This window comes from Chitinophaga parva (assembly GCF_003071345.1).
GTDB classification, from domain to species: domain Bacteria; phylum Bacteroidota; class Bacteroidia; order Chitinophagales; family Chitinophagaceae; genus Chitinophaga; species Chitinophaga parva.
The window spans coordinates 719,010-740,186 of record NZ_QCYK01000001.1 but is presented as its reverse complement, the minus strand read 5'-3'; the positions used below and the strand labels follow the sequence as shown (position 1 = coordinate 740,186).

Here is a 21,177-nt window from a genome sequence, read left to right as displayed (position 1 = left end):
CTGCAATGCACCGGAAGCTGCTAATAATACCGGGCCATCAAACGTGCACCCGTAACTGCAATGTCATTATCGCTACCTTGTACCACGGGGATTAACTAAACAAATACAACACATCCTCCTTCGTCAGTTTCTTGATAAAGCCCGCATCGTCTGCAATGATCTCCTTCACCAGCGATTTCTTCCGCTCCTGCAGCTGCAATATCTTCTCCTCCACGGTGTCCTTACAGATCATACGATACGCGAAAATATTCTTCGTCTGGCCAATACGGTGTGTACGGTCAATCGCCTGCTGCTCCACCGCGGGATTCCACCATGGGTCCACAATGTACACATAGTCCGCCGCCGTAAGGTTAAGCCCCACGCCGCCTGCCTTCAACGAGATCAGGAACACCCTGCATTTATCATTGTTCTGGAAATTCTGTATAGCGCGCTCACGCTCCGTAGTAGAGGTGCTGCCATCAAAATATTCAAAGGGAATGTCTAACTCTTCCAGCTTGCCGCGGATAAGCCCCAGCATACCCAGGAACTGTGAAAACACCAGCACCTTGTGATTGCCGATATTCTCCGCGATCTCGCGCGTCAGCTCATCCAGCTTCACAGAATGATTGGGGTATTGGTCCGCTTCATTCAGGATGGCTGGGGAATCACAGATCTGGCGCAGCTTCATGAGGCCCTGCAAAATTGTAAGCTGGGAACGTTCCATGCCCTGGTCCTCGATCACGCCCAGGATCTTGGAACGGTACGTATTGCGGTACGCATCATAGATCTGGCGCTGCTCATTTTCCATTTCGCAGAAGATCACCGTTTCAATCTTGTCTGGCAGGTCTTTGGCCACCTGCTCCTTGGTACGGCGCAGGATGAATGGATAGATCAGCTTACGCAAATGCTCCTTACGCTCTTCATCTTGGAACTTGTCGATCGGGGTGGCAAATTCATTGCGGAAGAAGTCCACACTCCCCAGCATGCCGGGGTTGAGGAAGTGCATCTGTGCGTAAATATCAAACGTGTTGTTCTGCATGGGAGTACCGCTCAGTGCCAGGCGGTTGCGCGTGTTCAGCAGTTGTGCGGCCTTGGTCACCTTGGATTGCGGGTTCTTAATGGCCTGGCTTTCATCCAGCACCACGTAGTCCAGCGCTATTTTCATCAGCAACTGCACATCACTGCGCAGGGTGCCGTAAGTGGTAATAATAATATCAAAGCGCTCCAGTTCCTCCTGCTTTTTCAGGCGGGTGGCACCATGATGGATGTGGTAGGTCATTTCCGGGGTGAACTTCTTAATTTCACTTTCCCAGTTATAGATCAGAGTAGTGGGGCACACCACCAGGGCCGTACACTTGCCGTTATGCTTGTTCTTGTAATGCTGGATAAACGTAAGCGCCTGGATGGTTTTACCAAGACCCATATCGTCTGCCAGGATGCCGCCCCATTTCACTTCATCCAGGTAGTTGAGCCATTGGAAACCGCTTTCCTGGTAAGGGCGCAGCGTGGCCTGCAGGTTGTGCGGCAGGGATACGTTGCGGATCTCGTCAAACTTCAGCAGCTTTTTGCGTTTCTCTTCCAGCTCTGCCAGCACCGCTTCATCATCAATGAACTCATACAGTTCATCGATCACGCTGAAGTTGTATTTGGAAAGCTTTAAGCCTTTGTCCTTTTCCTCGCCGATCTTGAACAGCAGGGAATATTTACGCAGCCACTCTTCCGGCAGCAGGCCCAGGGAGCCATCTGCCAGTTGCACATAGTTCTGCTTATTTACCAGCGCCTGTTTGATCTCCTTGATGCTCACTTTCTGATCGCCATACAGGATCTCCACCTGCGCATCAAACCAGTCGATGCCGGAACTGATCTGCAGGTTGGTCACCGGTTTATGGCTGCTGAACTTGAAATTGCGCAGGTTATCAAAACCAAACACGCGCACATTCATGTCCTTCAGCGTATCAAAGAACAGGAAGAACCAGTTATTTTTCAGCGCATCCTTGGAGCGCAGGTAGAAATAGTTGTTATTGCTCGGCGCTGCAAAGTTGGTATGCAGGCTGCGGATCTTTTCCACGAAGGCCTGCTCCGCTTCTTTATTGCGATGGATGATCAGCACGCGGCTGCCTTCCTGCAGCGTAATGCGCGGTTCATCATTCCACTCCACCTCCTGGCCATGATAGGCAAAGCCCGGCTGGATAATGAAGGTTTCCCCCATTTCTTTCAGGTATACCCGTGGCTCCGGCACTATATCGTCTACTTCCGCCAGCAGGGAGCGGTCGTACTGCACGTCATAATTCTTGCTGAGCGGCAGCAGGAACTCCCGCAGGTAATCACCCCAGTCGTCCGTGGCCACCTGCACAGTACCTTGCTCCATAAAGCGGGCTATATACTGGCTGTCTTTCGCGTTCTCAAAAGCGTACAGTGTTTTATTGTACAGGAATAACAGCGGGCTGGCCCACTCGTTGGCCGATACATTCACCCATTCCAGGTCTACCAGTACCCAGCAGCTCACCGCAATGCCGCTGTCATTGATCCGGGTACGGAACTGCAGCTTCAGCGGGTTGGGCGCCATGGTTACGGGAATGATGTTCTTCGTCTTAAACTGCTGGCGGTCCGGCAGGTAAAAGTTAAGACGCTGGCCTTCCAGCTGGGGCAGCAGTTTTTGTACCTTGGGATGCAGGTACTCCAGGATCAGGTCCTTGGTTTCTGCGGGCAGGTCTTCATCATTGGTAGTGATGTTTTCCCAGATGCCTGCAAAAGGGGAGTTTTTGCTCAGGTACTTGCTTATCTCGCTTTGTTGCAGTTTGCGGATGGGCGTGATAAGCTCCCGGTCCGCTTCTTTGTATTGGTAAAAATCGATGTACTTGGTAAGATCCAGCTTGTTGATGAAGGACACGTATTCCGTTTCCTCATCGTTGGTTTCGCCATTGATCAGGTCTACCTTAAAATAGGGGAACAGCTTTTCATTGGCATTCCACACCACGCCCAGGCGTCGGTTGCCCAGCACGGGTTCATCCATGGCAGCACCATTGGCCACCGCTTGCGGCGGAGCTGCGTTGGCATTGGCCACGGGGGCTTCCACTCTTTTTATAGAGGGGTCCAGTACGCGCAGGAAGGGCTTGCCGTCCATGTAGGTGAAGGTGAACTTGCCTTCCAGGTTATCATTGAGAGAGTAGCCGTAAATGGCCAGCAGTTTGTTCTTTTCTTTATCCCAGTTGCGCAGCGTGTCAAAATAATAAGGCCCGTTCTTCTGTAACAGTTGCAGGAACAGGGCGGTTTTGTGCACGCAGAGTGCATGTCCATGCTCATCGCAGGTGCAGTGGGTATCAAAGAAACGCTCTTCGTTGCGCTGGAAGATCAGGGGGTATTCCTGGCCGTCTGCCTTCAGGGAGGCTTCCACCCGCTCATCCTTGGCCAGGATGATCTTTGCGGTGTGGTGGCGCAGTATTTTTTCGGCCTCTGCAAAGATCGCCTGCGAAGTGAGCAGCTTGATCGTCTTGAGGTCTATGAATTTCATTTTGATCAGCGTGTGGCGCTGGTCAAAAGTGGTATCAAACGTATCGAAGTGATTTTTATCCAGCATTTCCTGCAGGCTGAACAAGGCAGCAGCCTCATGCCGGCAAATGTCGCCCAGGTTGTAAGGGCATTGGCAACGGATCGACATGTTGGACGACTCGTTGTACTTGCTGATCGTTACTTTATAAAAATTGGCGTGGGTATCGCTTTTCACCCGGAAATTGGCCACCTTCAGCAGCGGATCGGCATCCAGGAGCTCCACCCCGCCTGTAGAGAAAATACGTTTGCCCCGGCGAATCACCTCGTCGGTACCATTGTTATAAACGTATTTCAGCAAATGGGGCAGTGACATAGTAATCCATTGCCATTTTTCTTCACAACGCGGGTTAACTAAAAAAGTTAGCAGGTTGTGAAAAGGCAATCCACAAAAGTAAACATAAAATTTCGAAAATCGGCCAGCCCAAGGGTCACATTCACCCCCCGGCTAACACAGAAATAACACGGGCCGGCACAAAGAAATGCCGGCCCGATGAATGTATTGAAAATTATTCGATTTATACTACTCTATCATCCAATTATCCCTGGAAAGCGATGAGTTCGTTATTCACCAGCAGCGGCAGTACGGGTGCGCTATCCGGCGTAAGGCAGTAACGCACATCCTTTTCCAGGCCGAAGCCGATCAGGCGCTTGAAGTGGGTAGCCCCCCGCATGAACTCAAACAGGTCGTGTTTACCGCTCAGGTAGGCCTGTTCTGCCAGCAGGGCAGAGTCGCAATTTACCTGGAAATGATCGCGGATGCGGCTTACCACGGCCCCGGCAAAGAGGGTATCTTCCATATTCACCCGGTCTTTCCAGGCGGCGCAGCCCAGGATCACATGCTGTTGCCGGCTCACCAGGTAATCACATACCGCGCTCAGGTTAGGGAAAGAGCCGGTAATGATCTGCCTGGCGTCTTTGGCCATATGCAGCAGCTTGGTCCCGTTAGTGGTGGTGAGCACCACGGTTTTGCCTTCTACAAAGGAGCGGGGATATTCAAAAGGCGAGTTGCCGTATTGCAGGCCTTCCGCAATCTTACCGTCGCGCTCCCCGGCGGTGATGGCGCCCAGGGCCTGGCCTATGCGCACGCACTCGGCCACATCCGCTACGGGGATAATGCGGGCAGCCCCATTGTACAGCGCCGTACAAATGGTAGAGGTGGCGCGCAATACATCAATAATAACTACAATGCTGTCTTTAACATCATACAAATGCAGCAGTGCCGGCGACATACACACCTCCAGGCGCGGCTTGTTGGATTCACTCATTCACTTGAAAATCTGGCCTGCCTCCGCCAGTGCGGCTGGCAGGCTATTAATTAATCGGTTATAATATGGCTAGTCCAGCACCACCCTCCACTTTTCCGATTCCGCAAAATCCTTGATGGTCTGGTTGCGCAGCCTGAGCAGGTTGGTCATGTAGCGCACCAGGAACAACTGGTTGAACCACTCTCCCAGCTTACCGTAAGGAATGGAATAGTTCAGCACATCAATGGCCACGGTACCATTACCTATCTCTTTAAAATGATGCTCATGGCTAAACTCCCGGAAAGGCCCTTTGGTCATTTCGTCCCGGAAGAAGTGCCAGGGCTGCATGGCGGTGATCTTTACCGTCATTTCCCGCACCCGGCCCAGGTGTTTGGCCTGCCAGGTTACGGTTTCGTTATAGTCAATAAGCCCACTGGTCCGGCCTTTCACGGCCACTTCCCGGGTGTGCTCCATACTGCGCTTGTGCAGCGTAATACTGCGGCTCAGGTCAAAGACCCGCTCCAGCGGCGCGTGAATAACGGTGGTCAGATGAATGGTAGGCATCAATGATACGGTTAAATTTTTTCAGAACGTTGTGGTCAATCTGGCATAGAACGCTAAAAGTACGCTACAAGGTACGATGTACAAAGTATAATGTACGAGTTTGCTGGAAAAACGTACAAGGTACAACGTACAGCGTACAACGTACAACGTACGCCCCCCAAAATGCCGGTAAGCCCTCCACGCCCTGAAAAAACAAGAGGTACACGACCAGGGCCATTCACCCTATCCTGTACCTCCGGATATCTTTGTACGTTGTACGTTGTACGCTGTACGTTGTACGATCTTAAGCAAAGGGCAACTTCACCACCCTGGCTTTCAATTGCTTATCCCGTACGGAAATATAAATCTCGCTGTCCAGGGCGGCATGGGGCAGGGCTACATAGCCCAGGCCAATGGCCTTGCCCAGGGTGGGGCTCTGGGTGCCGGAAGTTACCCGGCCTATGTTATTGCCCGCGGCATCTACAATGGCGTAGTCGTGGCGGGGAATGCCCTTGTCCACCATTTCAAAGCCCACCAGCTTTTGCCGGATACCGCTTTGCTTCTGGGCTTCAATAATATTACGGGCCGTGAAGTCTTTGGTGAATTTGGTGATCCAGCCCAGGCCTGCTTCCAGGGGGCTGGTGGTATCGTCAATGTCATTGCCATACAGGCAGAAGCCCATTTCCAGGCGCAGGGTGTCACGGGCGCCCAGGCCAATGGGTTTCAGGCCTTTGGGGCCGCCGGCTTCAAAGATGGCGGTCCAGATCTTGTCTGCGCTACCGTCCTTGTCTTCAAAATAAATTTCCACACCGCCGGCGCCAGTATACCCGGTAGCGCTCACGATCACGTTGTCCACTCCTGCAAAAGTGCCCTTGGCAAAAGTGTAATATTTCAGGTTCGCCAGGTCCACGTTGGTCAGGGGCTGCAGTATGGCCGTGGCATTGGGGCCCTGGATGGCCAGCAGGCAGGTTTTGTCGGAGATGTTGTGCATTTCCACGTTGGCCGTGTTATGCTTTGCGATCCATTCCCAGTCCTTTTCAATATTGCTGGCATTCACCACCAGCATGTATACTTTGTTTTCCTCAATGCAGTACACCAGCAGGTCGTCCACAATACCCCCCTGGTCATTGGGCAGGCAGCTGTACTGGGCCTTTCCGGCAGTGAGTTTGGAAGCGTCATTGCTGGTTACGCGCTGGATGAGGTCCAGGGCGTCCGGGCCTTTCAGTATGAACTCGCCCATGTGGCTTACGTCGAAAACGCCGGCGTTGTTGCGCACTGCCGCATGTTCGTCATTGATGCCCGTGTAAGAAATAGGCATGTTGTAGCCGGCAAATGGCGCCATTTTTGCCCCCAGGGCCAGGTGTTGCTGCGTAAAGGGTGTTTGCTTCATAAAGCTGGAAATTGTTTTTGTTGTACCGCGATCAGGCCGCAAAAATAAGGTATCACCCTTCAAAAAACACCACCGGCCCGGAATATCGCAGGTATTTGATCGAATGCAGGGCCGGGAACAGGAGGATTGTCACAAAAAGGTTTGCCAGACACCTTCCCCTATAAAACAAACGGTGCCGGACCTGCGTTTTTATAGCGATCCCGTGCCGGCTTTCCCGTAAATTTGTATTTACTGTCAATAAAATTCAATCGCTTGAAGAACTGTATTGTGTTATTGTTACTGGCCACGCTGCCCACCGCAGCGCAGAAAAAGGCTGACCGCAAAACACTGGAAAACCTCCAAACCACTGTTAGCACCCTCAACGCCGATAGCCTCCAGGGCCGGCAAACCGGTACGCCGGGCGAAACCCGCGCTGCAGCCTGGATCAGCGCACACATGCAACAGGATGGCCTGCAGCCCAAGGGCGACAGCGGCTATTTCCAATGCTTCGTGATCAAAGATGCCATGCAAACCGCGGCCAGCGCCCTGCTGCGTATCAACGACCACCCACTGGCCCCCAATGAACAGTTTTACGCATTGCCCTTCAGCGCCACCAAAGCCGCTAAGGGCGATGTGATCCCGCATGTGAATGAGCCCAACAATATCTGGCTGGTAGACCTCTCCACCCAGGAGATCCCGGCAGACAAAATACTGGAACACCTGCACAAACAGGCCACGGAAGCCATCAAAACCAGCGCCACCGCCGTGGTGTTCTATAATGGCAATATCCCCGCCGCGGAACTGGAAAAATGGAGCCACACAACCATGAAACCCTTGTCCATACCCGTGCTCTGGGTAACTGCGCCCACGGCCAAACAATACATGGGCGAGGACGCCGACAACCTTTCCGTAGACCTGAAAGTGGCCTTTGAGCACGTACGTACCCACGGTACCAACGTAATAGGCTTCATTGATAACAGCGCCCCGCAAACGGTGATCGTGAGCGCCCCCTATGACGGTGCGCCTGCCCGTAAAAATGACGACAAGGCCAGCGCCACCGCCGCCCTGCTGGAACTGGGCCGCCTGCTGAAAGCCAGCAAGCTCCATAACAATAACTACCTGCTGGTAGCCGTATCCGGCCAGGAACAGGGTGGACTGGGCAGCACCTGGTTTGACCAGCACTGCACCATAGCCGGTAATGCCGTTAACTACATCGTAAAACTGGCCCCCATGGGCCACGCAGACAAAGGCCTGCGCGTACAGGGCTGCGCCAGTGCCAATGCGTTTAAACAACTGCTCTCTGATGTTACACCTAACAGCCTGAAAGTAGATGTAGACAGTGCCACCCTGCCGCAAAGCAATGCGCCGGCCCTGGCCTTCTCCACCCCGGACGATGCCGCCGCGCCGGTGAACTACAATGGCACACTGGACGTGGTGAAAATGGTATACTCCCTCATTGAAAAAGCCAACAGCCAGGGCAAACTGGCACACCCATAACATGCAATTGAAACAAACCATGGCCGCATTGGCCCTGGTGGCCACACTGGCCGCCTGCCACAACAACGGTGAAGTACGCCAGCATGATACCTCGCATTATGATGTGATCACCGAAAAGTCGTACCTGGTGCGGGAAAGCAAGCCAGCCAGCAACCCGGAAACCGACAGTGTGGCTGCCAAACAACAGGCCTTCATAACCTACCTGGAAAGCAAGGGCTTTAAACGCCACCTCATTCAAAAAGACAGCATCCTGTTCCGCCGGGAAAATTCACTGGAAGTGGAAATGATCCTGGCGCCGCCCACAGACACCTGGGACATGCATACCATCATTGCTTTTGACCCGGCAAAAAATCCCTTCTTCGTAAACCTGCACCGCGACAGCTCCCAGCTGGTGCGCTACGTGGAAGGGCCGCGCCCGGACAGCACCGCTAAATAGCACGCGTAAAAAAAAGCGGGCTGGTAAAATGCCCGCCCGCTTAAAAACGCATCTACAGTCACGATTAACAATCTTCACACGTTTTACGCTCCCTGATGGTGCCTGGCGCCACGTCCGGGCCATCGCACTGCTTCATTCATCCTTCAACTCCGGGTGCCACATGTAGCGCATCACACTTCTCCTTCCTTCACCATTTTCTGCGCATCATGCTATTGCTTCCCAGGTTGCTTTACCTGCGGCCGGGAAGGTTCCCATGCTATCTTATCTGCCTCTTCGTCCGTCAGGTGGTTCTCTTCCAGGTCTTCCTCATCCAGTACAGGATCTATTTCATCTTCCACCACTTCTTCAGCGGTATCCTGCACATCCTCCTTTTCATTGTCTCCGGTGTTGCCGCCTATCTGGTTGCTGTCGTCCGCCGTTTTCTGAAAATTCCGGTCTTTAGCATTATACCCTTCCATCGGGTTTTTGTTGTTGTTTATGCCCATAATCGCCGTTTTTGGTGTGAATAATTTACAAGTAGGAATGTCAATATGGTGCCACGGCCAGCGGCCCCGGGGCGGGCGTTCAGTGAGCATCACGGGAGCCGCGCATTTGGCTGGAAGAGGCTGTAAAACTGCGCTGATGGCCTATTTGCAGAGGCACGCCCGGTTTTATCCTCACTTTGAGTAGGCGCACCCTCAGCGTACTTAGGTGTAATGCCCGCACATTGTGGATTAAACATTGCGGTGTATTTTTGATGACACCCAACCGGAAACTTGTTTAACTTTTTAAACTTACTGCGCAATGGAAAAAAGAACCCTGGGCCACTCCGGCCTGCAAATAGCTCCTTTAGTATTTGGTGGAAATGTTTTTGGCTGGACGGCGGATACCAACACGTCATTTGCACTCCTCGACGCCTTTGTGGACGCAGGCCTCAATTGTATAGATACCGCAGACGTGTACTCCGCCTGGGTGCCCGGCAATAAAGGCGGGGAATCTGAAACCGTTATTGGCCAATGGTTGAAAAAAAGCGGCAAACGGGACCAGGTGGTCATCGCCACCAAGACCGGCGCCAAAGGCTCCCCCGGCCAGGCGCTGGACAAAGCCGGCATTACCAGGGCGGTAGATGCATCCCTGCAGCGGCTGCAAACAGATTACATAGACCTCTTCCAAACCCACTACGATCATGAAGCCACGCCGGTCACTGAAACCCTGCAGGCCTATGCAGACCTCATAAAAGCCGGCAAGATCCGTGTAATAGGCACTTCCAATATGAGCCCTGCCCGCGTAAAAGCCTCGCTGGATGCGGCTACAGCGCACAACCTGCCCCGTTACGAAAGCATCCAGCCTTTGTACAATCTCTCCGACCGCACACCCTACGAAACGGAATATGAGCCCCTGATCAGGGAATACGGCCTGGGCGTGATCCCTTATTACAGCCTGGCCAGCGGCTTCCTTACCGGTAAGTACCGCAGCATGGAAGACCTCAACAAAAGTCCCCGCGGACAAGGCGTAAAAAAATACCTGGACGAACGCGGCATCCGCATCCTGGGCGCCCTGGACGATGTGGCCAAACGCTACTCCACCGCGCCGGCCGCCATTGCCCTGGCCTGGCTGATGGCAAGGCCCAGCATCACGGCACCCATTGCCAGCGCCACCAGCCTAGATCAGTTGCAAAGCCTGGTCAAAGCCACCCAGCTGCAACTGGACCGTGATGCCATTGAACAACTCAATGTAGCAAGTGCCTGAATAAAGTGTTAGATTGTTCTCAACAACTAACAAACCATCAATTAACCGTCAGACCATCCGGCAATTTAACACGCTAACAATATGATCATCAAAGTAGGCCTCATAGGCTTTGGCCCCGGCGGCCGCGTTTTTCATGCGCCCTTTATCACCAACGTGCCGGGCTTTGAACTGAAACGCATCCGGGAAAGAAAACCGGAGAATATTGCCATCATCAAGGCGTATTATCCCAACACGGAAATTGTTGCGGAAGCCAATGACATTATCAATGATCCCGCCATAGACCTCGTAGTGGTGGCCACTTCCAATGATGCCCACCTGCCCCTGGCCAAACAGGCGCTGCTGGCGGGCAAACACGTGGTGGTAGAAAAACCGTTCACCATCACCAGCGCGGACGCGGATGAACTGATCAGCATTGCGCAGCAGGTAAATAAAGTACTCACCGTAAACCATAACCGCCGCTGGGATAGCAATGCCAAAACAGTGGAAAAGGTGATCCGCAGCGGCATGCTGGGCACCCTGGTAGAATTTGAAGCACATTACGACCGCTTCCGCAATTACTTCCGCCCCGGCGCATGGCGGGAAGAGAACATTCCCGGCTCCGGTACCTGGTACGACCTGGGCGCCCACCTGGTAGACCAGGCCCAGATGCTCTTTGGCCTGCCCACCGCCATCACAGCCGATCTCCGGGCACAGCGCCCCGGCGGTAAAACCATCGACAGCTTTGACGTGCGCCTGCATTATCCCGATGTAAAAGTGACGCTGAAAGGCGGCATGCTGGTAAAAGAACTCGGGCCTACTTTCATGCTCTACGGCACAGAAGGTACTTTCCTGAAATACGGCATGGACCCGCAGGAAGACATCCTGCGCGCCGGCGGCATGCCCCAGGGCGATCCTAACTGGGGCGTGGAGCCGCAGGACATCTGGGGCAAGATCAATACTACGTACAATGGCCTCCACATTACCGGCCACATTGAAAGTGAGCGGGGCGATTATACCGGTTTTTACCAGAACGTACACGATGCCATCACAGGCACGGCACCCATTGCCGTAACACCTCAGCAGGCACGCAATACCATCCGCATCATTGAGCTGGCTATGCAAAGCCAGGCGGAAGGCCGCACCGTACCGTTCACGCATTAAAAAAAAGAAACCCCGGCCATCAAAGCCAGGGTAAAGCGTTATAAAAAGTTCCCCAACGGGGCGATGCAATAGGCACCGCCCCGTTTCTTTTTTAGCGTGCCTGCTGCACGCCATTGATCCACACCTGGGCAATAGTGTGGGTGTTCTTAATATTGTCTGCCGGGTTTTTATCAAGGATGATGAAGCTGGCTTTCTTACCGGGTTCCAGGGTGCCGGTCTCATTTTCAACGTGCAGCATTGCTGCTCCATTCTTTGTAGCACAGGTAATGGCCTGCAGCGGCGTAAGGCCCGCCAGCACCATCAGTTCCAGCTCCAGGTGCTCAGAATAGCCCTGGGTGCGGGCCAGCTGTGCGCCGGAGTCTGTGCCCATGCACACTTTTACACCGGCTGCATGCATCTTGCGCACATTCACCATCGCCGTGTGGAATGCATATATTTTCTTTTGCAGGTCCTTGTCCTTTTTTGCTTTTGCTTTGTAAGCGGCGCTGGTCAGCATTTCATATACACCCGGCTCCAGTGAGTTTTTGAAAAAAGGATCATTGATCCAGGGCACGCTGTCTGTGGCATAGGCAAAGCTGTACTGGTCCAGCGTAAGCGTGGGAATGTAATAAACACCTTTGCTGCGCATAGCCTCCACCAGGGTATCACTCACCTCTTTATCACGGATGCTGTGGGCAATTACATCCACCCCGTTATCAATGAGCCGGCGGGCATCTTCCAGGTAGTACACGTGCGCCGCCACATGCAGCCCATGGGCGTGTGCGCACTTGATGATGGTATCGTAAATGGCGGCTGTCATTTTGGGCATGCTGCCGTTAAAATCGTCTACCCACATTTTAACGTAATCCGGCTTATGCGGTGCCAGTTGTTTCATAGCTGCCGCGGCCTCTTCCGGCGTACGGGGCCGGAACACCTTGCTGGCAAAGGATGCGGGCGGACCGCCATTCAGCACTCCAAAGCCATAACCCGCGGTGTAAATGACAGCGCCCGGCACTTTTCCCGCGCGGGAACTGTCACGCAGCGCCCAGATGGCCTCCTGGTCCGTACCCAGCGAGAGCACGGCGCCCACGCCATAAGCCGCGTATTGCTTCAACTGGCGGACAATGTTTTCCGGTGTATAGTTCTGTGCCACCGCTGTAGTGTCTTTCAACAGGCCCAGGTGACCATGTGCGTTGATCAGCGTGGGCATCACCGTTTTGCCGGTGGCGTCAATGATGGTGGCGCCGGCTGGCAGGGAGTCTTTTCCTTCTTTCAGGATAGCGGTGATCTCATCGCCGCGGAACACCAGGGCCACATGCGCCATGGGGTCACCACCATTGCCATCTATCAGGGTTACCCCTTTGATCACGGTGAGCTTGTCACTGCCGGAAGTAGTGGAGGGCTGCTGGCATGCCGCGCAGCAAAGCAGCAGCACAGCCGCATAAAACAGGAAGGGTCGCATAGCGGGGATATTGTTTGCAGTAAGGCCACAAAATACACGCCAGCCCGGCATTTCCCGTAATATTTACATCAATGGCCATGAAGGCCGTGCCCACTCTCAGGTACAAGCCGCTGCATTACAGTGCCAGGGCCGGTTCCAGGGGTTCCTGCTCAGAAAGTTGCGGGCGCTTCACCGCCACTTTTTCCAGGGCCTGTTGCAGGTCTGCAATGAGATCTTCCGTTTCTTCCAGGCCCACAGACAGGCGCACCAGGCTGTTGGCCACACCGTTTGCCAGGCGTATGGCATCCGGGATGGATTTATGCGTCATGCTGGCCGGATGGCAGAGCAGGCTTTTTACGCCGCCCAGGCTTTCCGCCAGTTTAAAATATTGGGTGCTACACACCAGGGTTGTAGCGGCATCCACCGTGTCTGTTTTCAGGGTGAAGGACACCACACCACCAAAGCCTTTTGCCTGCCGTTTGGCCAATGCATGGTGCGGGTGGGAAGGCAGGCCAGGGTAAAATACCTTATCCACCAGCGGGTGTTGTTGCAGGAACTCGGCCACCGCCTGTGCATTCTGGCTATGTTGACGCACGCGCAGGTGCAGGGTTTCCAGCCCGCGGATAAGCAGGAAACTGTCAAACGGGCCCAGGATGGCACCCGTGGCGTTCTGGTAAAACTTGATCTCGTCACCAATGGCTTTATCCTTAGCCACCACAATGCCGGCAATAATATCACTGTGGCCGCCCAGGTACTTGGTGGCACTGTGCACTACCAGGTCTGCCCCCAGTGTGAGCGGCTGCTGCAACACGGGCGAAGCAAAGGTGTTGTCCACGCAAAGCAGCGCCCCGTGGGCCTTTGCCAGCTTTGCGATGGCGTGGATGTCGGAGATCTTCAGGGTAGGATTAGTGGGCGTTTCCAGCCATACCAGTTTTGTGTTGGGCGTAAATGCTGCGGCTACATTCCCCGCATCGGTGGTGTCTACATAATGCACAGTTACGCCAAACTTCTTATACACTTTGTCAAACAGGCGGAACGCGCCGCCATAGATATCATCCACAGCAATGATCTCGTCGCCGGCCTGCAGCAGTTTTACCACCGCGTCAATGGCGGCCAGGCCACTGGAAAATGCATAAGCAGCGGCGCCTTTTTCCAGGCCAGCCACCAACTGTTCCAGCGTGGCGCGGGTGGGATTGTTGGAGCGGGCATAGTCATACCCCTTGTTTACACCGGGGGCATCCTGCACAAAAGTGGAGGTCTGGTAAATGGGCACTGCAATGGCGCCGGTGTGAGGATCTGCAGGGATAGCGTGAAGCAATTCAGTAATGGTACTCATCGTTGTTGTTGTTTTTAAGTTTGATGAAAAAAGGATTTGAATAAACAGGTCCCTGGTCACAACACTTATCAAAACAAAAGCGGGGGGCATAAAAAAAAAGCTCACCCGATACCGGATGAGCTTTATATATAAATGCATTTATACCAAAACTAAGATCCGCGTTATCTGTCCGCCATTACAGCGGATGGAAGTAGCACCTTTCCCCGGGGGAAGGTTGCTAAGGTATCGTCGGGCCATGTCCCTCCACCTTTCTTGATAAGCATCTGAAAAAGAACTGGTGCAAAGATAAAGCAGAAAAAATGAAAGCACCAAATAATATCCTACAAAGTTTGTAGACTATCTTTTCGGCACCCAGACTGCTATGCCCCGCTGGTCTACATAAAACACTGCATTGCCTTCCGCGTCCAGCACCAGCTCCTGCAACGGGTTTAGGAAGTTCATAAATGTTTTGCCAGCAAAGGCTTTCCCCATGTGCATATTTATATTTCCACCCTGTTCACTGGAACTTAATACCACCGCGCATCCGCTGCCAGGTGCGCCTGCATCGCCACGCCGCACCCAGCCTATTACACCGGCAGCAGCAAAATAATCTTCCTGCTCCCCGTATGCATAATCTTTGCGCAGTTCCAATAGTTTTTCCAGCACCGCTACTTTCTCAATCGTTACATCACAGCCATTATCACGATACTGCGCACCATACAGGTCCGGGTAAAAAATGCAGGGTACCCCTTGTGCCCGCAGCAGGATGCAGCCATAGGCCAGTGGCTTGAACCATGCTTCCACCGGGCTTTCCAGCGTTTGGCACGGCTGTGTGTCATGGTTCTCTACTATGGTAATACTCTTATCTGCCCGCGCAGCGGTGAGGGTATTATCATACACTTTCCAAAGCTCCCTTTCGCCTTTGGACACCTCGTAAAAATTGTGGTGCAATGGTGCATCAAACAGGCTGATGCTGTTCTCTACCTTATCCAGGTAATCGAGCATTTCCGGCAGGTTATCCGGGCTCCAGTACTCGCCGATCATGGTGAAATCCTTGCCGGCAGCCTCTTTCATGGCCGTTGACCAGTTCTTCATAAACCTCCACGACATATGTTTGAGCGCGTCTATGCGGAACCCGTTGCACCCCGTCACCTGGAGGTACCATTTGCCCCAGTTATACAGTTCTTCCCGTACTGCCGGGTTCCTCGTTTCCACATCATCACCGATGAGAAAGCTGAAATTGCCGTTCTCCTGTGATACCTCTTCATTCCATTGGCCGTTGCCGTACTCGTTGAGGATCTTAAAGATACCCTGCTCTTCTGCAGGCAGGTTTGCAGCATAGTCTACACCAGCAAAGCTGTGATAGTCCCATTTGTATGCAGAGTATTGGTCTTTACGGCCGGGGAAAAAAAACTGGGTGAAAGCTTCAATTTCAAAGGGGGCGCCTGTCATCTCAGTACGGTTGTCGGGATTCACGCGCTGCACCTTTATTTTTTCCTTGCCATCGCCACCGGTGCGGTGGCCCAGCACCACATCAGTGAGCACTTTCAGCCCCTGCTCCTGTGCGGCCCTGATGGCCTGCAGGTAATCTTCTTTGGGGCCATACTTTGTGGCAACGGTTCCTTTCTGGTCAAACTCACCCAGGTCATAAAGATCGTACACATCATACCCTTCAGAATCCTTACCCCTGGCGCCTTTGAAGGCGGGAGGCAACCACGCGTGCGTGATGCCCTTTACTTTGAGTGATGCTGCTTCCTGCCGGAAATGCTGCCACAAATGGCCGTCCGCTGGTGTATACCAGTGGAAAAATTGAATAAATGTGTCTTGTTGCATTTTGCTCGTAATGTTAAGATCAGACAGCCCGTCCGCGGATCACGTTAATGAGAATGGCAATGATAGCCAGCACCAGCAGGATGTGGATGATACCGCCTGCAGAATACATAAAGAAGCCAAGTGCCCAGCCTATAACGAGGATTACGGCAACGACATAAAGAATGCTGTTCATAGTTAATGGTTTTAGTGGCTTTATGTACAAACAAATCTGTGCCAACCGCTCCCATTACTTATAGTATACCATGTGTGCATGCAGGTGGTGAGCCCATGCATTTGTAGAATCACTTCCACCATTCGTGAAAAAATACAGACGCTGAAACCCTTCACCACATTGCATTCTATGGGAGACGATTGGCAGTGTTTTTGGATAACATGGGTACCGGCATGTTGAACTGCACTGAATTCACGATTACAATTGGCAACATGCAAACCCACTGGCCTGCACCTGTAAAGGAAGGGCAGTACAAAAAATTTTTAACCAAAAACCTTTAGTTATGGCAACGTATGAAAAAGCTACAGAAGTGCTCAATGACCTTGTAAAGATCAACAATGACCGCGTGGAAGGCTATGAAAAAGCCATCGTACAAACCAACGAAGTTGACCTGAAAACCTTGTTTACCCAGATGGCGGACGAAAGCCGCAAATACGTGATGGAGCTGAACCAGCAACTGCGCAATTGGGGCAAAGATGTGCAAACGGAAACTACGGCGTCCGGCAAGATCTACCGCACCTGGATGGATGTGAAACGCACCTTCACGGGCAACGACCGCCACGCCATCCTGGCTTCCTGCGAGTATGGCGAAGACGCCGCCCAGCGTGCTTACGAAGAAGCCCTGGCTACAGAAGAGCCACTGCCCAATGAGCTCCGCGAGCTTATTACCCGGCAGAAAGCTTCCCTGAAACGGTCCCACGATATCATCAAGCAGCAACGTGACCTGGAGAAGGTTAATAGTTAAAAAGCTAATAATTAACCGGCTTCAAAGCATCACCTGCTAGGGGTTAACCATTCACTTTAACCATTAAAACAGCAAAGCGGTATGCCCCGGGGCATGCCGCTTTTTTGTGCCTTGCTGAAATGCTTATATTTGAATGTCTACCGCCTCAACCAAAACGCGATCATGCAAAAGGCCTCTTTCCTCGGTGTTACCTTGCTGGCACTCAGTCTTGCCGCCTGCCGGCAGCATACCCCGTCCAATACCGTGCACACGGATACCCTGCACCTGCAGGACTCATCGCTGGTGGCGCCCCCGGTGGTAGATACGCCCGTGGTGCCGGATACAATGTTCACGGCAACGGATAGCCTCCGCATCACAGAAGTGCAGTTACTGGGCAAATGGTCAAGACCGGTACAGGGGAAAGAAGGGGAAACGGAAGGATTTGAATTGAAACCCAAAGGACGCATACGCAACCTGCGCATCACTCCTTATAGCATGATCTACGATAGCTGGTCCCTCCGGAAAGATTCGTTGATTTTGAAAAGCCACATGCAGCATGTGATGGAGCCCGTAGTGGAGGTGGATACTTCGCTGGTTACAGGCATATCGGATACCTCCCTGGTATTATTTCCTATCAGGGCTGCCCAGGGCTACGAGGAGCGTTACACCCGGGTGGGTCATAGGAAATAGGATATGGTTAAACAAACAAGGCCGCGCCTAGTGGTATATTTCCCACAGGCCTATCAACACGGAAAGAGACGCCATGAACAGGCCGGCTACGATCATTTGTAATTCCTCTGTGGTTTTGCGGCCAATGGCCAGGGTAATAACACCCAGCGCGGCAACGCAGGCACCCACTTCTACTGCATGGGCAGGACTGTTGGTGATGAAGGCATAAACAGCAGCAAGGATACCCAGGATCATTACAACTACATAGCTAACTTTAGGGACACTGATGTGAAATTGCATAAATAACAATTGAGGGATTTATAAAAAATAATTGATTGACGTTGTTATTTCCGGACAGGCTTCGCTACAAGCCATACCGGGCTATTTCAGTGGGTAGAGGATAGTTAACAAAGCTTCGGTTGCTTACGGGAAATTAAATCATTTCCCCCATAAACAATATGCTGAAACCCGCCATGGGTAAAGAAAAAAATGAATTTGTTGCATTAGTTTTGCTTACATATTAACCCAAACCTTAATCCCTCCTGCAAGTCGAAACACATTAGCTCATAAAAAATATGTGCTCCATTTTTACGGTTTACCCCGGTATAAACCCTTGATTTTATTAGGGTTTCGCGAGGCCTATGCATAGTTGGTTTATTTAAATTGAAGAAATCAGTAACTCGTAAGTGATTTTTTGAGAAAGGGTAAGCTTTTTTTAAAAAATACCCGGGGCCAGGCAATAAAAAAGCCGCGGCTCCGTTAGGCGGCCGCGGCTTAAAAAGGTTATATAAAAGGAGGTATTAGCTGTTCAGCATTAAAGGCATTACCAGCATGAGCAGGTCTTCTGCGTCTTCTTTTTCAGAAGGCCGGAGAATGCCGGCTTTGGTGGGAGTAGATAGTTCAATGGTCACCTCGTCACCATCCGCCGCATTGAGCATTTCAATGAGGAACTTGGCGTTGAAAGCGATCTGCATGTCTTCACCGGTATACTGGCAACTCATGCGCTCATTACCTTCAAAGGAGAAATCCACATCCTGGGCGGAGAGCTGCAGCTCGTTGCCGCTGATGCTCAGGGCCACCTGGTTGGTGCTCTTATTGGCAAACACGCCTACGCGCTTCAGGGCGTTCTGGAAGTCGCTCTTGGCTACTACCAGGCGGTAAGGATTATCTTTCGGGATGACCACCTTATAGTCCGGGAAGCGGGCGTCAATGAGGCGGCAGATCATGGAGGCATTCTCGTGGATCACGAAGAAGTGGTTCTGGCTGTAGGCGATCTTCACCTGGTGGTCATTGTCCGGCAGCACGCCCTTCAGCAGGTTGAGCGGTTTCTTGGGCACGATGAAGGAATCGGCCTGGGGGGCCTGTACATCGGTGCGGATATATTTAACCAGGCGGTGTGCATCGGTCGCCACAAATGTGAGGCTGTTAGGCGCGATCTCGAAGAACACGCCGGTCATGGACGGGCGCAGGTCATCATTGCTCACGGCAAACAGGGTTTTGTTGATGGCCGTTACCAGCGAGGAAGAGGTGAGTGTAAAGGAAGTGGTATCGTCTGCAGCCGGTTCTTTCGGGAAATTCTCCGGGTTTTCGCCCATCACTTTATACTTGCCATTGTCCGACGTGATCTCCACAGCGTATGAATTCAGATCGATGGTGAAGGTGAGCGGCTGGTCCGGCAGGTTTTTCAAAGAGTCCATGAGGATCTTTGCGGGAATGCAAACACGGCCACTTTCCTTGGCTTCTACTTCCAGCTTTACTTTCATCACGGTTTCCAGGTCGGTGGCCACCACGGTCAGATCATTCCGGTCTATCACGAACAGGAAATCTTCCAGGATGGGCAATACCGTATTGGAATTAATAACCCCGCTTATCTGCTGTAACTGCTTTAACAAAGTGGAGGAAGAAACGATAAATTTCATGCGTCTGTGAGTTTGTCTATTTTATTTTTTGCGCTTGCTTTAAACTGTTTTGGGTGAATTGTTTAGTGTGGTTTTTCTTACAGGGACAATTCACGGACAATATAGTATAAAAGTATGGCAACCGCGCAAAGATAGAAAGTTTTAGGCGTTGGCAAAACCACGGCCGCCTTTGCCGGAAGGCACAAAAAACCGCCTCCAATTTCATGGAAATGCAAGAAAATCGTCATTTTATTAAAGAATCTAAAAAGAAACCCATCATTATTTCAATCTATTTTCAAATCAGTTACCTTTGCACCCGCATAAATTGCTTACTTAAAAAACCAGGATTATGAAACTATCTCATTTAGCGGAGACACTGATTGGATCTGAAATTATCAAATTGGCCGGTGAGATTAAGGACAAGATGGCGAAGGGTGAAAAGATCTACAATTTCACCATCGGTGATTTTGACCCGAAAATTTTTCCTATTCCTGCGGCCTTTGAACAAGAGATCGTGAACGCCTATCATGATCATTATACCAACTACCCGCCTGCCGATGGTATCCTGGAACTGCGCAAGGCAGTAGGAGATTTTATCAGCGACCGCGAAGGCCTCAGCTATGACCCGGCTTCCGAGATCGTGATCTCCTGCGGTGGCCGCCCCATTATCTATGCTACTTACAGAACCATCGTAGACCGCGGCGAGAAGATCGTGTACGCTACCCCGTCCTGGAACAATAATCACTATACCCACTTCCTGGAAGCAGAGCACGTGGTGCTGGAAACCAAGCCGGAAAACGACTTTATGCCCACCGCTGCTGAACTGAAGCCCCTGCTGAAAGGCGCTACCCTGCTGGCCCTCTGCTCCCCGCAGAACCCCACCGGTACCGCTTTCCACAAGCAACAGCTGGAAGAGATCTGCGACCTGGTGATCGCTGAAAACAAATCACGCAGTGCAGACGAAAAGCCCCTCTACATCCTGTTCGACCAGATGTACTGGGTGCTCACCTTTGGTGAAACACAGCACTACACCCCCGTAGGCCTGCGCCCCGAGCTGCGCGACTATACCATCTTCATAGACGGTATGAGCAAATCCTTTGCGGCCACCGGCGTGCGCGTAGGCTGGGCACTGGGCCCCAAACATGTGATCAGCAAGATGAAATCCATCCTCTCTCACGTAGGTGCATGGAGCCCCATGGCAGAGCAGAAAGCCGCCGCCAAATTCCTGGTGCAGAAAGAAGCGATCAATACCTACCTGGCCCACTTCAAAGGCGAGATCGAAGAACGCCTGTTCAAGATCCACGAAGGCTTCCAGGCCCTCAAAGCCGCCGGTCACCAGGTAGACTCCATTGCCCCGCAGGCCGCCATTTACCTCACCCTGAAAATTGACCTGGTAGGTAAAACCACCGCTGATGGTAAGAAACTGGAAGACCAGGCAGCCGTTACCTCCTACATCCTGGACGAAGCTAAACTGGGCCTGGTGCCGTTTGTAGCCTTTGGCGCTTCTAAAAATTCTCCCTGGTACCGCCTCAGCGTGGGCACCTGCGTGAAGGAAGAGATCCCGGCTATGTTTGCCCAGCTGAAAGCAGCCCTGGAAAAATTGAAATAGTCAACTACCGCTC

Annotated in this window: 18 protein-coding genes and 1 riboswitch; of the genes, 7 read left to right on the top strand and 11 right to left on the bottom strand. The window is 52.3% G+C overall.

The window, feature by feature from the left end:
• Positions 1–91: 91 nt before the first annotated feature.
• The 4 genes from DCC81_RS03260 to gcvT form a co-directional block, all read right to left on the bottom strand.
• Positions 92–3,841 carry a DEAD/DEAH box helicase gene (locus DCC81_RS03260; protein WP_108685156.1) on the bottom strand — a complete coding sequence of 1,250 codons (3,750 nt, stop codon included), beginning with the start codon at positions 3,839–3,841 and terminating at the stop codon, positions 92–94.
• Positions 3,842–4,064: 223 nt separating this feature from the next.
• Entirely contained in the window at positions 4,065–4,793 is a 729-nt protein-coding gene (locus DCC81_RS03255; protein ID WP_108685155.1) for a 2-phosphosulfolactate phosphatase, read from the bottom strand.
• Positions 4,794–4,862: 69 nt separating this feature from the next.
• Entirely contained in the window at positions 4,863–5,336 is a 474-nt protein-coding gene (locus tag DCC81_RS03250) for an SRPBCC family protein (RefSeq protein WP_108685154.1), read from the bottom strand.
• A 283-nt stretch (positions 5,337–5,619) separates the two neighbouring features.
• A complete protein-coding gene (gcvT, locus tag DCC81_RS03245) occupies positions 5,620–6,705 on the bottom strand; it encodes a glycine cleavage system aminomethyltransferase GcvT (protein ID WP_108685153.1) in 1,086 nt (361 codons plus the stop codon).
• A gap of 252 nt (positions 6,706–6,957) precedes the next feature.
• Between gcvT and DCC81_RS03240 the strand changes: the two genes are divergently transcribed.
• Positions 6,958–8,181, top strand: coding sequence for a M28 family peptidase (locus tag DCC81_RS03240; RefSeq protein WP_133177519.1), 1,224 nt, complete (start codon positions 6,958–6,960; stop codon positions 8,179–8,181).
• 1 nt (position 8,182) lies between these two features.
• Positions 8,183–8,617: a hypothetical protein gene (locus DCC81_RS03235; protein ID WP_133177518.1), complete on the top strand. Its 435-nt coding sequence runs from the start codon at positions 8,183–8,185 to the stop codon at positions 8,615–8,617.
• Positions 8,618–8,826: 209 nt separating this feature from the next.
• Here the strand turns inward: DCC81_RS03235 and DCC81_RS03230 are convergent, their stop codons facing one another.
• On the bottom strand, positions 8,827–9,102 hold the full coding sequence (locus DCC81_RS03230; protein ID WP_108685150.1) for a hypothetical protein: 276 nt from the start codon (positions 9,100–9,102) through the stop codon (positions 8,827–8,829).
• A 298-nt stretch (positions 9,103–9,400) separates the two neighbouring features.
• Here DCC81_RS03230 and DCC81_RS03225 point away from each other — a divergent pair, with 298 nt between their 5' ends.
• Positions 9,401–10,345, top strand: coding sequence for an aldo/keto reductase (locus DCC81_RS03225; protein WP_108685149.1), 945 nt, complete (start codon positions 9,401–9,403; stop codon positions 10,343–10,345).
• Positions 10,346–10,426: 81 nt separating this feature from the next.
• Positions 10,427–11,485 carry an oxidoreductase gene (locus DCC81_RS03220; protein WP_108685148.1) on the top strand — a complete coding sequence of 353 codons (1,059 nt, stop codon included), beginning with the start codon at positions 10,427–10,429 and terminating at the stop codon, positions 11,483–11,485.
• A 91-nt stretch (positions 11,486–11,576) separates the two neighbouring features.
• Here DCC81_RS03220 and DCC81_RS03215 read toward each other — a convergent pair whose 3' ends face one another.
• From DCC81_RS03215 to DCC81_RS03200, 4 genes are all read right to left on the bottom strand, one after another.
• Positions 11,577–12,926 carry an amidohydrolase family protein gene (locus tag DCC81_RS03215; RefSeq protein WP_165806419.1) on the bottom strand — a complete coding sequence of 450 codons (1,350 nt, stop codon included), beginning with the start codon at positions 12,924–12,926 and terminating at the stop codon, positions 11,577–11,579.
• 115 nt (positions 12,927–13,041) lie between these two features.
• Positions 13,042–14,241, bottom strand: a complete 1,200-nt coding sequence (locus tag DCC81_RS03210) for a trans-sulfuration enzyme family protein (RefSeq protein ID WP_108685146.1) — start codon at positions 14,239–14,241, stop codon at positions 13,042–13,044.
• Between the two features lie 158 nt (positions 14,242–14,399).
• Positions 14,400–14,503: riboswitch (SAM riboswitch) on the bottom strand.
• A gap of 74 nt (positions 14,504–14,577) precedes the next feature.
• A complete protein-coding gene (locus DCC81_RS03205) occupies positions 14,578–16,053 on the bottom strand; it encodes an alpha-amylase (protein WP_108685145.1) in 1,476 nt (491 codons plus the stop codon).
• Between the two features lie 19 nt (positions 16,054–16,072).
• Complete coding sequence (locus DCC81_RS03200) at positions 16,073–16,225, bottom strand: lmo0937 family membrane protein (RefSeq protein WP_108685144.1); 153 nt, start codon at positions 16,223–16,225, stop codon at positions 16,073–16,075.
• Between the two features lie 322 nt (positions 16,226–16,547).
• Here DCC81_RS03200 and DCC81_RS03195 point away from each other — a divergent pair, with 322 nt between their 5' ends.
• Both DCC81_RS03195 and DCC81_RS03190 read left to right on the top strand, forming a co-directional pair.
• Positions 16,548–17,009: a ferritin-like domain-containing protein gene (locus DCC81_RS03195; protein ID WP_108685143.1), complete on the top strand. Its 462-nt coding sequence runs from the start codon at positions 16,548–16,550 to the stop codon at positions 17,007–17,009.
• A gap of 162 nt (positions 17,010–17,171) precedes the next feature.
• A complete protein-coding gene (locus DCC81_RS03190; RefSeq protein WP_165806418.1) occupies positions 17,172–17,678 on the top strand; it encodes a lipocalin family protein in 507 nt (168 codons plus the stop codon).
• 27 nt (positions 17,679–17,705) lie between these two features.
• On the opposite strand, the gene DCC81_RS03185 is transcribed toward DCC81_RS03190, so the two are convergent.
• Together DCC81_RS03185 and dnaN are read right to left on the bottom strand one after the other, a co-directional pair.
• A complete protein-coding gene (locus DCC81_RS03185) occupies positions 17,706–17,957 on the bottom strand; it encodes a hypothetical protein (protein WP_133177517.1) in 252 nt (83 codons plus the stop codon).
• Between the two features lie 500 nt (positions 17,958–18,457).
• The gene (gene dnaN / locus DCC81_RS03180; protein WP_108685140.1) at positions 18,458–19,576 is read right to left on the bottom strand and encodes a DNA polymerase III subunit beta; all 1,119 of its coding nucleotides are present in this window, start codon (positions 19,574–19,576) and stop codon (positions 18,458–18,460) included.
• A gap of 328 nt (positions 19,577–19,904) precedes the next feature.
• Here dnaN and DCC81_RS03175 point away from each other — a divergent pair, with 328 nt between their 5' ends.
• Positions 19,905–21,164 carry a pyridoxal phosphate-dependent aminotransferase gene (locus DCC81_RS03175; protein WP_108685139.1) on the top strand — a complete coding sequence of 420 codons (1,260 nt, stop codon included), beginning with the start codon at positions 19,905–19,907 and terminating at the stop codon, positions 21,162–21,164.
• The last annotated feature ends 13 nt before the right edge of the window (positions 21,165–21,177 follow it).

Coding starts and splice junctions, on each gene's coding strand:
- DCC81_RS03260 (WP_108685156.1), bottom strand. CDS start 3,841: ATGTCACTGCCCCATTTGCTGAAATACGTTTATAACAATGGTACCGAC.
- DCC81_RS03255 (WP_108685155.1), bottom strand. CDS start 4,793: ATGAGTGAATCCAACAAGCCGCGCCTGGAGGTGTGTATGTCGCCGGCA.
- DCC81_RS03250 (WP_108685154.1), bottom strand. CDS start 5,336: ATGCCTACCATTCATCTGACCACCGTTATTCACGCGCCGCTGGAGCGG.
- gcvT (WP_108685153.1), bottom strand. CDS start 6,705: ATGAAGCAAACACCCTTTACGCAGCAACACCTGGCCCTGGGGGCAAAA.
- DCC81_RS03235 (WP_133177518.1), top strand. CDS start 8,183: ATGCAATTGAAACAAACCATGGCCGCATTGGCCCTGGTGGCCACACTG.
- DCC81_RS03230 (WP_108685150.1), bottom strand. CDS start 9,102: ATGGGCATAAACAACAACAAAAACCCGATGGAAGGGTATAATGCTAAA.
- DCC81_RS03225 (WP_108685149.1), top strand. CDS start 9,401: ATGGAAAAAAGAACCCTGGGCCACTCCGGCCTGCAAATAGCTCCTTTA.
- DCC81_RS03220 (WP_108685148.1), top strand. CDS start 10,427: ATGATCATCAAAGTAGGCCTCATAGGCTTTGGCCCCGGCGGCCGCGTT.
- DCC81_RS03215 (WP_165806419.1), bottom strand. CDS start 12,926: ATGCGACCCTTCCTGTTTTATGCGGCTGTGCTGCTGCTTTGCTGCGCG.
- DCC81_RS03210 (WP_108685146.1), bottom strand. CDS start 14,241: ATGAGTACCATTACTGAATTGCTTCACGCTATCCCTGCAGATCCTCAC.
- DCC81_RS03205 (WP_108685145.1), bottom strand. CDS start 16,053: ATGCAACAAGACACATTTATTCAATTTTTCCACTGGTATACACCAGCG.
- DCC81_RS03200 (WP_108685144.1), bottom strand. CDS start 16,225: ATGAACAGCATTCTTTATGTCGTTGCCGTAATCCTCGTTATAGGCTGG.
- DCC81_RS03195 (WP_108685143.1), top strand. CDS start 16,548: ATGGCAACGTATGAAAAAGCTACAGAAGTGCTCAATGACCTTGTAAAG.
- DCC81_RS03190 (WP_165806418.1), top strand. CDS start 17,172: ATGCAAAAGGCCTCTTTCCTCGGTGTTACCTTGCTGGCACTCAGTCTT.
- DCC81_RS03185 (WP_133177517.1), bottom strand. CDS start 17,957: ATGCAATTTCACATCAGTGTCCCTAAAGTTAGCTATGTAGTTGTAATG.
- dnaN (WP_108685140.1), bottom strand. CDS start 19,576: ATGAAATTTATCGTTTCTTCCTCCACTTTGTTAAAGCAGTTACAGCAG.
- DCC81_RS03175 (WP_108685139.1), top strand. CDS start 19,905: ATGAAACTATCTCATTTAGCGGAGACACTGATTGGATCTGAAATTATC.